This window comes from Gorillibacterium terrae, from assembly GCF_051594785.1.
Lineage (GTDB): Bacteria > Bacillota > Bacilli > Paenibacillales > NBRC-103111 > Gorillibacterium.
Genome location: NZ_JBPPGI010000007.1, coordinates 25,938 through 39,843, shown reverse-complemented (window position 1 = coordinate 39,843; position 13,906 = coordinate 25,938). Strand labels below are relative to the sequence as shown.

The following is a 13,906-nucleotide window of genomic DNA, read 5'->3' as shown; positions in this document are numbered from 1 at the left end:
GTTCGACAATGTCGGAAGACCTTTTATGAAGCTGCCTCGGATTGAAGCTATTTTCCGCGGTACACCAGCTCGCGCGGATTCGCCCCATTGCCCAGCGCCAGATGAGGCTGTACGGCCTGTGCGATCGCCTCCCACGGCACCAGCTTGAAGTTCTGGTTCTGCTTCTTGCCGTCCTGCCAATTGGCGTCGTCCTGCGAGACGAACAGGCCGTACGGGTAGTCCGCTCCTAAGCCGAAGCCGACCACGTCGATGCCGTCGGTCTCGGTGGTGCCGTCCACTTCTTCGCCGTCGACAATTTGAAAGCTCGCCAGGTAGGCGTTGTTCCCTTCGCGCTCATAGATCGAATAGCTGTTGCTGCCCTGGCTGGAAGCCATCAGGTAGCCCGTGCCATCCTTGGCGTAATAGAGCGTTAACCCTTCGATATCGTCCTCCAGATGGCGACCGTCCGCAAGGTCGACCTGCGCGAGCGGAGTCGTTCCCGCCTGCGGTTCAGCCCCGTACTTCCAAATGGCGGCGTCCTCCTCGGCGATGTAGACGTAGCCGTATTCGTCGTCCGCCACCATCCCCTCCGACTGCGTCGCCAGCTTGAATTCGCGGACAAGCTTGCCGGCGACCCGGCCGCTGCCGTTGTCGGACAGCTCGTACTGTTCGAACTCGCCCTTTTTGCCCAAGACCATGACATAGAATTTGCCGGACTTCAGGCTATGGTACAGGCTGATTCCATACACCTCTTCCATCTTGGCCTGAATCGGCTTGGCGGCGATATCGGTCAGTTCGCCGGTCTTCCCCTGAAAAGCGAAGACGTCGATCGTGTTGGTGGTCCGGTTCGTGGCCGCGGCAATGTCAATCTTGCCGCCGCCTAGCGGGAAGTCGTAGCGGAGGTCGATGTTGTTCATCTTCCCGGTCTTGTAGGATTGCAACTGACGGCCGTTCAGATCGTAGACGAGCAGACCGCCGCCCTTGTTCGTCGCGATCAGTTTGCTGGCGGCGGGATTGGCCGGGTCCACCCAAATGGCGGGATCGTCCGCCGCGTCGTCGCCGGAATCGACCGCTTCAGTTTCGGCCTTCGCCTGAACCGATACGCGCTTCACGGCGTCTTCCGGCTTGCCGTATCGGGCATTCTCGGCCAGAACGAGCTGAATTAACTCCGAAGGGACATAGGTAACCCCCTTGTTCAGCCGAACCTCCCTCGACAGCTCGGCTGTCCGCCCGGCGAGGCGGTATTCCTTCTCTCCGACGGTTACCACGCCGACGATGCCGTTCCTGAGCTTAAACCGGACTTCCTCATCCTCTGCGTTCCACTGGACCGTTGCGCCGATCGCTTGCAGCTTGGCGCGAAGCGGGTCAAAGCCTTGGGGCACCGGGCTGGCCGCCGCTGCCGCCGGGAGGCTGGGGGCGAGCAGGGCGGCGGCCAGAGCGGCTGCCGGGATTGCTTTATATACCGGATTCATGGTTCTCGTCTCCCTCGCATAATGATGTGAGCTATAGGTCAGTGTACAGGCCTTATGTTAAGGGAGGGTCATGGCTATTTTAAGGTTATCTAAAGGAAGAAACGGACCGCCTTCGGGCCGGCCTGCCGCTCCGGAGCCGACCGCCGGCAAAACGGGCTCAATCCCGCGCCGCGCAAGGACAATCCCCCTCTATTTCGTTGTACGAACACAGCATATCTTGGCCTGCCCCTCATATAATGTACCAATTCCAACTGGAATAGAGGAGGCGAGGCGAGTGCACGATTACATCAAAGAACGAACCATCAAGATCGGCCGCTGCATCGTGGAAACGAAACACACGGTTCGCACCATCGCGAAAGAGTTCGGCGTTTCCAAGAGCACCGTACACAAGGACCTGACCGAGAGGCTTCCCGATATCAACCCCGATCTCGCGAACCAGGTCAAAACGATTCTGGAATACCACAAATCGATCCGCCACCTGAGAGGAGGAGAGGCGACCAAGATCAAATACAAGAAGTCCCCGAGAGCCAAAACCCAAGAACAACTCGTATCCGCCCATTCCTGATTCTTCCCGCCAGCATCCGCTCCCGTATCCGGACCGCGCAGAATCGGAAAAAGGAGGATTTTTTATTTTTATGGCGAATTTTGTATAAGCAAACAGGCTGTGCGCACCGATACAATAGGAAAGAGCGTTTGGGCGCAGCAATCGCCCGGCGGGCGGACGGTTCGAGGAGGAACGGGTCGGGATGTTGAGCAAGGATATCGGGATTGACTTGGGGACGGCCAATGTATTGATCTATGTTAAGGGTCGGGGAATCGTGCTCGATGAGCCATCGGTCGTGGCCATCGAGAGCCAGACGAGGCGGGTGCTCGCCGTCGGGGAAGAGGCCCGCAAGATGGTGGGGAGAACCCCCGGCAACATCGTTGCCATCCGGCCGATGCGGGACGGGGTGATCGCAGACTTCGAGGTCACCGAGATGATGCTGAAGTACTTTATCGCCAAGATCGGCGCCAAGTCCTGGCTGCGCGCCCCGCGGATTCTGATCTGCGGGCCGACCAACATGACGAGCGTGGAGCAGAAGGCGATTCGGGAAGCGGCCGAGCGGGGCGGGGCCCGCGAGGTGTTTCTCGAGGAAGAACCGAAGGCGGCCGCGGTAGGGGCTGGAATGGACATCTTCCAGCCCAGCGGCAATATGGTGGTGGATATCGGCGGAGGAACGACGGACGTTGCCGTCATCTCGATGGGCGACATCGTGACTTCCTCCTCCCTCAAGGTCGCGGGGGACAAGTTCGACGCCGCCATCATGAAGTACATCAAGAGCAAGTACAAGCTCCTGATCGGGGAGCGCACCTCGGAGGAGATCAAGGTGCGGATCGGGACGGTCAGTCCCGGAACGGTGGACAAGCAGATGGACATCCGCGGCCGCGACATGGTGAGCGGCATGCCGCAGACGGTGACGATCACCTCCCAGGAAGTGCGCGAGGCGCTGCTCGAGCCCGTATCCTCCATCGTGGCATCGGCCAAGACGGTGCTGGAACGGACACCGCCGGAACTGGCCGCCGATATCATCGACAAGGGCATCATCCTGACCGGAGGCGGCGCTCTTCTGCACGGCTTCGACCAACTGCTCAGCCAGGAGCTGATGGTCCCCGTGCTGATCGCCGAGGATCCGATGCACTGTGTCGTCAAGGGAACGGGCATCATGCTCGACAATTTGGACAAGGTGGCGCGCAAGCGTCCGGCCGCCGCAGGACGGCTGTAATCACGAGGGACAAGCAGGTGAGCGCATGATCAGAGGACTCTATACCGCCGCTTCCGGCATGATCGCCGAGCAGCGCAAGCACGATACCATCACGAATAACATCGCCAACCTGAGAACCCCCGGCTACAAGCAGGTCAACGCCATCTCCCGCTCTTTCCCGGAGATGCTGATCGCCCTGACGAGCGGACAAGCCGGATCGGGCGGCACCTCGCAGACGATCGGCCGGCTCAATACCGGCGTGCTCGCCGAGGAAGACCCGTCCCTCTATGTGCAAGGCGACCTGAAGGAAACCAAGAACGGCTTCGACTTCGCCATCGCCTCGGACATTCAGGAGGACGGTCTCGACTTCAACGGCCGCGGCATGGCGTTTGACGCCGACGGCAACCGGGTGTTTCAGAAGCAGCTGTTCTTCACGGTGCAGGGTGCGGACGGCGAGACCCGCTACACCCGCAGCGGCAGCTTTGGAGTGAGCGAGGCGGGCGACCTGATCACCGCCGACGGCGACAAGGTGCTGGGCCTGGACGGCCAGCCCGTAAAGCTGGTGAATCCGGACACGGGCCAAGCCCTGACGAGCGTCACCGCCACGGCGGACGGACGCTTCCTCGATCCCGTGACCGGGCAGCCGCTGCTCGATGCCGCAGGCCGGCAGCTCGGCGTTCTCCTGAGCCGGGTGGACAACCCCAACCGCCTCGTCCGCGAGGGCAACGGCGTCTACCGGATCAATCCGGGCGACGAAGGAACCGTGACGGCGCTGACCGACCGGAACGGGGAGCGCAACGAAGAGCTCGGTACGCTCGTCGATAACCATCAAGCCGTTCTGCGGCAGGGATACCTGGAGCAGTCCAACGTGGACCCGGCCCAGTCGATGGTCGAGCTGAACACGGCGCTGCGCGCCTATGAAGCCAACCAGAAGATGGTTCAATATTACGACCGCAGCTTGGACAAGGCGGTCAACGAAGTGGGGAAGGTGTAACGGACGATGAACGCATCCCTGATTTCCGCGATGACTTCCATGACCGCGTTGCAGCAAAAGCTTGACATCTTGGGCGACAATATGGCAAATTTGGATACCACGGGGTACAAGCGCAAGGAAGCCAGCTTCTCCGACATTCTGATGAATGTGAAGCGCCAGCCCCAAGGCTTCCAGCAGAGCGGCCGCTTGTCTCCGCTCGGCTATGTGCAAAGCTGGGGCAGCCGCATCAGCCAGGTTCAATATGACCTTACGCAAGGGTCGCTCAAGGAGACCGGCGTGAGCACCGATTTCACCGTCGAAGGAGATGCCTTCTTCGAGGTGAATGCCAACGGCCAGACGGCCTATACCCGGGACGGGGGCTTTCAGCTGACGGCCTTGGGGGAGGACCCGACACGGCTGACCTTGACCACGAAGGAAGGCTATCCCGTAATGGGAAAGAACCCGGATGGCCGGACCGGTCCGATTCAGGTTCAGGCCGGGTACGCGCTGCAGGTTTCGACGGACGGAACCGTGACCGCCCATCCGAAGGATAAGCCCAACGACATCGTCCGACTGGGCCAGATCAAGCTCGACGTCGCGGTGAAGCCGCAATTTTTGCAGCAAATCGGGAATAATTTGTTTACCGTTCCTTCCGGGATGGACAATGCGATCGCTCAGGTGGTACGGGAAGCCGCTCCCGCCGATTTCGACGCCAACTCGCCCGAGCGCACCGTGGACACGCCGCTTGGCATCCGGCAGGGCTGGCTGGAGCAGTCCAATGTCTCGATGGCCGAAGAAATGTCCGATCTCCTGCTCGTCCAGCGAGCCTACCAACTGAATGCGCGGGCGCTCTCGTCCGCCGACACCATGATGAATCTCGCCAACAACCTCCGAGGTTGACCGAAAGGAAGGAGGCCGCCATGCAGCCAAACGGGGAAGCTCAACGCGCCGATTTTGCGGCCCGCGAGGAATCGCCCGACGCCGGCAAGAAGGCGAAGCCATCCGGCAAGCCCGCTCCGACGCGCAAGAAGAAGCGGTTCCGGTTCTGGTTTCGGATCTCGCTGCCCTTTCTGTGCGCCATTGCCTTATTCGCCGGAATGGCGATCGGGTATGTGCGCCTGGGCCATGCGCCCGCATCCGATATCTGGAAATGGCAAACCTGGAAGCATGCCTTCGATCTTATTTTTGCTTCTTGACCCCCGCTCCCTGCCAAGGGAGTTTTTTTTTCGGCAGTTCCTAGGTATAATGAGGGGATGGAAATCCTTCGTGAGGAGAGCGGACCTTTGACATTGCCGAATGTCTTGACCTTTTTGCGTTTTCTGCTGATTCCCGTGTATCTCTATGTCTTCCTCAGCGGGCACGTGCAATCGGCATTTCTGATTATGCTGCTGGCCGGACTTACCGACGTGCTGGACGGCTACATCGCCCGGAAACGGCAGCAGGTCACTGAGCTCGGCTCGCTGCTCGATCCTCTGGCGGACAAGCTGATGATGCTGACGGTCGTGTTTTCCTTCCTCTACATCGGCTGGATTCCCTGGCAGGCGGCGGTGGCCGTCGTCTTCCGCGATGCGGGCATGATCGTCGCGGCGGTCTTCTTCAAGGTGCGGGGAAAGAAGACGGTACCGGCCAATGCGATGGGTAAGCTGACCACCGTGCTGTTCTATCTGGCCATTCTTCTGATTGTTCTGAAGGTGGAGCATGCGATTCCGTTCCTCTGGGCGGTCATCGCTTTCTCGTTTGTCACGACCACGATCTATGCGGTTTCGGTCAAACGGGTCAACGAGGGAGAAGATGAGGCTCCGCCGCTCGCCCAGGTATCCGCCGCAGGCAAGAAGGACGGACTGGAGCATAAGCGCTGAAGAAAGCGAACGATAAATTGATAAACGGAAAGGGGACGGCTGCCCATGTTCAATGCTCAGCAGATTCAGGAAATCATCCCGCACCGCTACCCGTTCTTGCTGGTGGACCGAATCTTGGAGGTCGAGGCAGGCAAGCGGGCGGTGGGACTGAAGAACGTCACGGTGAACGAACCGTTTTTCGCCGGGCATTTTCCCGGCTATCCCGTCATGCCGGGCGTGCTGATCGCCGAAGCGCTCGCCCAGGTGGGCGCAGTCGCGCTGCTCCAACTGGAAGCCAACCGCAACAAGCTGGGGCTGCTCGCCGGGATCGACAACTTCCGGTTTCGCGGACAGGTATTTCCCGGCGACACCTTGACGCTCGAAATGACGGTCACCCGCTTCAAGGGCTCCATCGGCAAGGGCCAGGGAGTGGCCAAGGTGGGGGACCGCGTGGTAGCCGAAGGAGAATTGATGTTTGCATTGGCCGACCGGCCTGCCGAATAACCTATTACATACAAGCGGTACGGGGCTTTTGGAGAATTGCCTCCACGGCCGCTTAAGGAGGAACCGAACAATGGCAGAAATCGAACGGGTACAAGCGGAATACCAGCTGTGGCTGGACAGCGCGGACGAACAGACCAAGCAGGAGCTGGAAGCGATCCGCGGGGATGCGAAGGAAGTGGAGGACCGGTTCTACCGCGACCTCGAATTCGGAACCGGCGGCATGCGCGGCGTGGTCGGCGCGGGGACCAACCGGATGAACGAGTACACGGTGGGACGGGCTTCCCAGGGCCTGGCGAACTCCTTGCTTCAGGACAAGGGACGCTCGCACTCCGTCGTCATCGCCTACGACTCCCGCAACAAGTCGCCCGAATTTGCCCAGGAAGCTGCGCTGGTGCTGGCGGCAAACGGAGTTGAGGCGTATGTATTCGAGAGCCTGCGCCCCACGCCGGAGCTGTCGTTTGCCGTTCGCGAGCTCGGCGCATCCGCCGGCATCGTGGTCACGGCAAGCCACAACCCGCCGGAGTACAACGGCTACAAGGTATACGGTCCGGACGGCGGACAGATCGTCGCCGAGACGGCTGCGGCCGTCATTTCCGAGATCAACAAGCTCGACCTGTTCACCTCCGTGAAGCGGATCGACCGCGCCGCGGCGGAACAGAAGGGCCTGCTTCACTGGCTCGGCGAAGAGATGGACAAGAAGTTTATCCACGCCGTCACCTCCGTCAGCCCGAATCCGCAGACCGCGAAGGAAATGGGCGACAAGGTTAAGATCGTCTACACCCCGCTTCACGGCTCCGGCAACCTCAGCGTCCGCCGCGCCCTGAAGGAAATCGGCTTTACCCAGGTGCATGTCGTGCCGGAGCAGGAGCAGCCGGATGCGCTGTTCCGCACGGTGAAGTCTCCGAACCCGGAAGAGCGGGCCGCCTTCACGCTGGCCGTGGAGCTGGCGAAGCAGATCGACGCCGATCTGATCATCGGCACCGACCCCGACTGCGACCGGATGGGCGCGGTCGTCCGCGACGCTTCGGGCGAATACAACGTGCTGACCGGCAACCAGTCCGGCGCGATCATGGTCCACTATCTGCTCAGCAGCCTCAAGGACCGCGGAGCCATCCCGGCGAACGGCGCGGTGATCAAGACGATCGTCACGAGCGAAATGGGCGCCGTGATCGCGAAGAGCTTCGGCGTCGAAGTGATGAACACGCTGACCGGCTTCAAATACATCGGCGAGAAGATGACCGAGTTCGACCAGACGAAGAGCCACACCTTCCTGTTCGGCTATGAGGAAAGCTACGGCTACCTCGCCGGCAACTATGCCCGCGACAAGGATGCGGTCGTCGCCTCGATGCTGATCAGCGAAGCGGCGGCGTACTACAAGAAGCAGGGCAAGACCCTGTACGACGTGCTGCTTTCCTTGTACGAGGAATACGGCTACTTCCTGGAAAAGCTGGAGTCCCGCACGCTGAAGGGCAAGGAAGGCCTCGAGAAGATCAAGGGCATCATGGACGATTGGCGCCAGAACCCGCCGAAGGCCGTTAACGGCGCAGAGGTCGTCGAGGTGCTGGACTACTCGCTGGGCATTCAAGGCCTGCCCAAGGAAAACGTGCTGAAATACGTGCTGTCCGACGGTTCCTGGTTCACGCTTCGTCCGTCCGGCACGGAGCCGAAAATCAAAGTGTACTTTGCCGTTAAGGGAACCTCCACGGAGGACTCCAAGGTCCGTATTGCCGGCTTGTCCGAAGCGGTCCTGGCGCGCGTCGACGCGTAAGCGGCCTGAACGCGGCAGGGTTGGGTTCTGCCGGGTAGCCCCGGCAGAAGGCTCTCTCCGGGAGCGAATCACGGGTCCTCTTGACGGGCAGGCCATTAGCCGGCTGTCCCAAGCGGACCCTTTTTCCGGAAAATGAATGGAACAGGAGTTGGGCAAGGTGAAAGGGTACGCAAAATGGAACCGACTCGCTCTTAAAGGGCTGTGGATCCTGGTGATTCTGGGACTCGTCGCCTCGCTTCCGCTTGCTTATGCCAGAGTCAAGACGGAGCGGTCCACGAAACATGTGGAGTTTGTCATGGACTACCGGGACATCCTGGAGATCAGCGCCTACAAGGACGACCCCCAGACCTTTGTCTCCGAGCAGCTGGACAATTTGAAGAAAGCGGGCGTGCAGGGCGTGGCCGTGTATGAGACGACCCTGAACGAGCTGCAGCTCGCCCGGCGCATCGACCTGTTTACGGAGAAGGACGTGTCCCTGCTGAACGGCAACCTGTCCTCGCCCCGGGAGAACAACACCTACCTCCTGTTCGCGGACGAAGCGACCCGGGCCAGACTTCAGCCGGAGCTGGAATTTTGGTTCGGGAAATATAACCTCTCCGTCTCCACTTGGGACTACCAGGGGCGTCCCGGCCTGGCGATCAACGCGTCTCCGGACGAAGTGTCGCTCAAGCCGCTCGGTCCGGACCCGCTCGCGTTGGAACAGCTGAAGGCCAAGGGCTTCCGGATTGTGCCGCGCATCTCCAACCGCCATCAGCCCTTCGTCGAAGCGGACATGGACCGCATCCTGTCGGCTTATGCCGGGGCGGGGGCCCGCACGCTGATCGTCGAGGGCGATTATGTGCCGGGCTACGGCATCGGGGACGAGAACCACATCAAGGATTTTGCCGAGCTGATGGATAAACACAAGATCGGCCTCGCTTCCGTCGAGTTGATCAAGACGCCGGCCGGGCTAGGCACTCTCGCCGCCAAGCTGCATTACAATGTGCTGCGTGCCCATTCGTTTACGGAGGCCGATGCCGACAAGCTCTCGCCGACGCTGACGCCGACGGAGCTCGACAACCGGATCAAGACCGCCTCCGACCGCTTTGTGCTGGCGGTGAAGGACCGGAACATCCGCTTGATCTTCCTGAACGCCCGCGCATACCGCAATGTCGACAAGGCGACCATCACCGATCCGCTGAATGCGCTGGAGCGGTCGCTCGACGGCAAGGAAGGCGCCATACCCCGAATCGCCGATGCCGGTTACCGCACCGATAAAGGGCCGGCGGAGCGATTCGTTTATACGGAAAGCCCGCTGCACGCGGTGCTCAAGCCGCTCGTGGTCGTAGGCGGCGTCGCCCTCGCCACGCTCCTGGTCGCCGCGTTCTTCCCGTCTTGGGCGCTCGTCGTCTTCGCTATCGGGCTCGTGGGCAGCGCCGGGCTGTATGTGCTCTCGCCCGGCATGCTGTACAAGCTGCTTGCACTCTCGTCCGGGGTCAGCTCGGCCAGCCTGGCGATGATTCTGGCCATTCGGCGGTTGCGGAAGCCCCGGTTGGCCGAAGCGGCCAGCGGAACGGTCGCCAATGTCTTCCTTCGCACGACGTTGCTCTCGCTGATCGGAGCGTTCTATGTGGTCGGGCTGTTGAACCACATCACCTTCAACCTGCTCTTGAACCAGTTTACCGGCGTGAAGCTGCTCGGCTTCCTGCCGCTTGCGGTCGTCGGTCTTTACCTGCTGCTGTTCAGCGAAGGCCTGGAGAACGGCGGGCGGGTCCGCAAGCTGCGGAAGCTGCTGGCCTCGCCGATCACGGTGCTGTGGGTGGTGCTCGCCCTTCTCATCGGCGGCGCTCTGCTCTACTACATTTCCCGTACCGGCAATGAGGGACAGGCCAGCGGCGGCGAAATGGTGTTCCGGTCGTTCCTCGAGAACGGCCTCGGCGTCCGCCCGCGGATCAAGGAGTTCCTCTTCGGCCATCCGCTGTTCATTCTCGGGGCGTACCTGTGGCTCCGTTACCGGAAGCCGCTCGGGCTGTGGATCTTCCTGTTCGGCGTCATCGGCCAAGTGGATATGGTCGGAACCTTCACTCATCTGCATACGCCGATCTACATCTCGGCGATCCGAGTGGCCTACGGCCTGCTGTTCGGGGCGGTCATCGGCTTTATCCTGATCGGACTATGGAATTTGGCGGCGAGGGGATGGCGAAAATGGGCAGAACCGTTCGTCGGATAGCGCTGTCGGGCTACTACGGCTTTCATAACAGCGGGGACGAGGCCGTGCTGCAGTCCATCCTGTTGGCGCTGGCCGAGGAAGGGGAGCGGGCGGGCCTCGACGTGCGCCCGGTCGTGCTGTCCGGCGACCCCGAGGGAACGAAACGGATGTACGGCGTGGAGGCCGTCCATCGGATGAAGCCCGCCGAGGTGCTGTCCGCCATCCGGAGCAGCGACGCCCTGATCAGCGGCGGCGGCAGCCTGCTCCAGGACGCCACCGGCAAGCTGACGGTTCCCTATTACCTCGCCATCCTCAAGCTGGCTCAGTGGCTGGGCAAGCCGACCTTCATCTATTCGCAGGGGATCGGCCCGGTCGGGCGGAGAGCCTTCTTTGGCCCGATCCGCCGTACCTTCGCCCGCTGCGCGTACATCTCGGTCCGGGACCGCGAGTCGGCGGACCTGCTGCGGCGCATGGGGCTCACGGCCCCGATCGACGTCGTCCCGGACCCGGTCATGGGCCTGCCGCTGCGGTCCTCGGCGGCAGGGGAGGGGGCAGCCGCGGAGAAGGCGGCAAGCGTCTCGGCGCCGGATGCGCCGAGTGCGGATAGCCCCGCCTCCGCGCCTGCCTCCGCGGCCAAGGTGGAGAAGCCCGCGCCCGTCATCGGCGTCTCCGTGCGCTTCTGGAACGCCGACCGCTCGGAGCTCGCCGCGGTGGCGGAAGCGCTGAACCGCATCCGCCGCGATCGCCGCGTCGAGGTGCGGTTCCTGCCCTTCCATCTGCCGTCGGACGAAGAAGCGTCGCGCGAGGTGGTCCGGCGGATGGGCGCCGAGCAAGCGCCCGACGTGCGAATCGCCTCCGGGCTGGAGCATCCGCAGGCGATGCTGGCGGCGGTGGGCGAATGCGACCTGATGATCGGCATGCGCCTGCATTCCTTGATCTACGCCGCCTCGCAGCATGTGCCGGTGGTCGGCCTCTCCTACGACCCGAAGATCGACCAGTTCCTGTCGCGGCTGAACCGGCAGGCGGCGATCTCCGCTTCCGAGCCCGACGCCGGCAAGCTCGCCCGCGAGGCCATGCTGCTGCTCGATTCGCATGAGGCATGGGCGGTATCCGCCCATCCGCTCATCGAAACGCTCAAAAACGAGGCTCACCGTCCGGCCGAACGGATCGCAGAGCTTCTCGCGAAGAAAGGTTGAACGTCTATGAGACCCGGTATTCCCGCCGTATCCCTGTACGGCATTCCCTTCTGCAAGCTGGGCTTTGCGGACACGGTCCAGGTGCTGGTCGAGGCCGTTGAGAGCCGGACGCCCACCCAGGTGATTACCGCCAATCCGATCATGGTGATGGAGGGGCTGGAGAATCCCGCTTACCTGGCGATGCTCCAGCGGGCCGAGATCATCGTTCCGGACGGCGCCGGCGTGGTATGGGCCACGGGCTACATCGGCAAGCCGGTCGCCGAGAAAGTGGCGGGAATCGAGCTGATGCACGAGCTGATCCGCATCGGCGAGACCCGCGGCTGGCGGGTCTACCTGCTCGGCACGGACCCCGCCACCATCCGCCAGGCGGCGGCGGAGCTGCAGGAGCGGTATCCCCAGGCGACCTTGGCCGGTTACCGCGACGGCTATTTCCGTTCCGACCAGGATGCGGACGTGATCGAGGAGATCCGCAGGGCCGCTCCCGATCTGCTGTTTGTGGGCCGCGGCTCCGACACCCAGGAGCCGTGGATCGACCGGTACAAGGAGCAGCTCGGCGTGCCGCTGATCATGGGCGTAGGCGGCAGCCTCGACATTCTCGCGGGCAAGCTGAAGCGCGCCCCGGGCTGGATGATCAAGCTGCGGCTGGAGTGGTTCTACCGGCTCGTCAAGGAGCCGACCCGCTACAAGCGCATGCTCGTCCTGCCAAAATTCGCGCTGAAAGTCATGAAAGAAAGAGATAAGCTGAAATAAAAGCCAGAAAACCCCGGCTGACCTCCGTTAGCCGGGGTTTTTCTCTGTTTCGCCGGATTGTCTATTTGGTTACATGTCATTATAGTAGGTTAGGAGCTTACCGCAGCTTCTTGTTTTGCTGCCCTTTTTCGAAAAAGAAAGAAGAGGCCTTGCAACCTTGCGGACCTCGCCTACGTCCTGTTAAAGAACTAGATTGCCAGAGAACCTAAGGGGTTGACTACATTGAATTGGTGGATTTATGGGATCGGTTTTGCCGCATCCATGCTCTTGTCCGTCCTGCTGACACCGCTTATGTCCAAATTTGCCTATAAAATTGGTGCTGTCTCGATTCCCAACCATCGCAGCGTCCATACGAAGCCGATGCCGCTGCTCGGCGGCCTGGCGATCTTCCTGGCCTTCGTGCTCGCCTACATTATTGTAAGTCCCGGCATTGTCTATAACGATAAGGACCACGTCGCCATCGGCCTGCTTCTCGGCGGTACGATCATCGCCCTGACGGGCGCCATCGACGACCGCTTTAACCTCTCGCCGAAGCTGAAGCTGCTCGGCCAGTTGATTGCAGCCGGGGTAGCCGTTTCCTTCGGTCTCGAGATCGACATCGTCAACATTCCGTTCAGCGACTCGCTGCCGATCAACCAGGGTTGGATCAGCGTACCCATTACGATGTTCTGGATTGTCGGCGTCACCAACGCGATCAATCTGATCGACGGCCTAGACGGGTTGTCCGCTGGCGTCTCCAGTATTTCCGCTGCGACGATTATGGCGGTGGCCGTACTCATGCCGTTCTCAAACCCGATGGTCATCCTGCTCTGCGTGCTGCTGATCGGCAGCTCGCTCGGCTTCCTGTTCTTCAACTTCCATCCAGCCAAAATCTTCATGGGCGACTCCGGAGCGCTGTTCCTCGGGTATGCCTTGTCGATTCTGTCGATCATGGGTTACAAGCAGGCGACGATCGTCTCCTTCGTCATCCCGCTCCTGATTCTGGGCGTGCCGATCTCGGATACGCTGCTCGCTATCGTCCGGCGCAAACTCAACAACAAGCCGATTTCCGTCGCCGACAAAGGCCACCTGCATCACTGCCTGTTGGACCTGGGCTTCAGCATGCGCAAGACGGTGCTCATGATCTACGGCATTTCTGCAACCTTCGGCCTTTGCGCCGTGCTGATGACGCAGAAGCAGAACTGGATTACCGTCATTCTCGTCGTGGTCATCCTCTTCGGCCTGGAGATCGGTGCCGAATTCATCGGAATCCTCGGCAAGAAGAAGAAACCGGTCATCAACCTCCTGCAGCGCGCGATCTCGGCGGGCCGCTCGAAATAATTGGAATGAAAGCAAGCCCCCGGTCAAGCGACTGGGGGCTTTTTGAGTTGGCCTGGCCACGTAAATCTTCCAATAAATACAAGAAACCATTTTCTCCGACCCCTAAACAATCCGCTTCCTCCCACCGATAACCAAACTATAGAATGGTTTCCGGCGGAGCTGCGGGCGTGGGAGGA

General features: G+C 61.2%; 13 protein-coding genes. 12 read left to right on the top strand and 1 reads right to left on the bottom strand.

The features are described from left to right. Positions 1-47 precede the first annotated feature (47 nt). Positions 48-1,451 (bottom strand): phytase, encoded by a 1,404-nt coding sequence (locus tag ACSEXS_RS20340; protein WP_438435086.1) that lies wholly within the window; start codon positions 1,449-1,451, stop codon positions 48-50. Positions 1,452-1,725: 274 nt separating this feature from the next. Here ACSEXS_RS20340 and spoIIID point away from each other — a divergent pair, with 274 nt between their 5' ends. From spoIIID to ACSEXS_RS20280, 12 genes are all read left to right on the top strand, one after another. Further along, positions 1,726-2,016 carry a sporulation transcriptional regulator SpoIIID gene (gene spoIIID, locus ACSEXS_RS20335; RefSeq protein ID WP_438435085.1) on the top strand — a complete coding sequence of 97 codons (291 nt, stop codon included), beginning with the start codon at positions 1,726-1,728 and terminating at the stop codon, positions 2,014-2,016. A 181-nt stretch (positions 2,017-2,197) separates the two neighbouring features. Next, positions 2,198-3,214, top strand: a complete 1,017-nt coding sequence (locus ACSEXS_RS20330) for a rod shape-determining protein (protein ID WP_438435084.1) — start codon at positions 2,198-2,200, stop codon at positions 3,212-3,214. A 25-nt stretch (positions 3,215-3,239) separates the two neighbouring features. Beyond that, complete coding sequence (locus ACSEXS_RS20325) at positions 3,240-4,187, top strand: flagellar hook-basal body protein (protein WP_438435083.1); 948 nt, start codon at positions 3,240-3,242, stop codon at positions 4,185-4,187. 6 nt (positions 4,188-4,193) lie between these two features. Continuing rightward, positions 4,194-5,066: a flagellar hook-basal body protein gene (locus ACSEXS_RS20320; RefSeq protein ID WP_438435082.1), complete on the top strand. Its 873-nt coding sequence runs from the start codon at positions 4,194-4,196 to the stop codon at positions 5,064-5,066. A 20-nt stretch (positions 5,067-5,086) separates the two neighbouring features. After that, positions 5,087-5,362 (top strand): DNA-directed RNA polymerase subunit beta, encoded by a 276-nt coding sequence (locus ACSEXS_RS20315; protein WP_438435081.1) that lies wholly within the window; start codon positions 5,087-5,089, stop codon positions 5,360-5,362. 87 nt (positions 5,363-5,449) lie between these two features. Continuing rightward, entirely contained in the window at positions 5,450-6,025 is a 576-nt protein-coding gene (locus tag ACSEXS_RS20310; protein ID WP_438435080.1) for a CDP-alcohol phosphatidyltransferase family protein, read from the top strand. A 45-nt stretch (positions 6,026-6,070) separates the two neighbouring features. Further along, positions 6,071-6,508, top strand: a complete 438-nt coding sequence (gene fabZ / locus ACSEXS_RS20305) for a 3-hydroxyacyl-ACP dehydratase FabZ (protein ID WP_438435079.1) — start codon at positions 6,071-6,073, stop codon at positions 6,506-6,508. A gap of 70 nt (positions 6,509-6,578) precedes the next feature. Next, positions 6,579-8,276 (top strand): phospho-sugar mutase, encoded by a 1,698-nt coding sequence (locus tag ACSEXS_RS20300; protein WP_438435078.1) that lies wholly within the window; start codon positions 6,579-6,581, stop codon positions 8,274-8,276. Positions 8,277-8,433: 157 nt separating this feature from the next. Further along, the gene (locus ACSEXS_RS20295) at positions 8,434-10,485 is read left to right on the top strand and encodes a DUF5693 family protein (RefSeq protein WP_438435077.1); all 2,052 of its coding nucleotides are present in this window, start codon (positions 8,434-8,436) and stop codon (positions 10,483-10,485) included. Then, positions 10,461-11,660, top strand: coding sequence for a polysaccharide pyruvyl transferase CsaB (gene csaB / locus ACSEXS_RS20290; protein WP_438435076.1), 1,200 nt, complete (start codon positions 10,461-10,463; stop codon positions 11,658-11,660). The genes ACSEXS_RS20295 and csaB overlap by 25 nt, the downstream gene beginning before the upstream one ends. A gap of 6 nt (positions 11,661-11,666) precedes the next feature. Then, on the top strand, positions 11,667-12,410 hold the full coding sequence (locus ACSEXS_RS20285; protein ID WP_438435075.1) for a WecB/TagA/CpsF family glycosyltransferase: 744 nt from the start codon (positions 11,667-11,669) through the stop codon (positions 12,408-12,410). A gap of 261 nt (positions 12,411-12,671) precedes the next feature. Beyond that, positions 12,672-13,730, top strand: coding sequence for a glycosyltransferase family 4 protein (locus tag ACSEXS_RS20280; RefSeq protein WP_438435194.1), 1,059 nt, complete (start codon positions 12,672-12,674; stop codon positions 13,728-13,730). Positions 13,731-13,906: the final 176 nt, after the last annotated feature.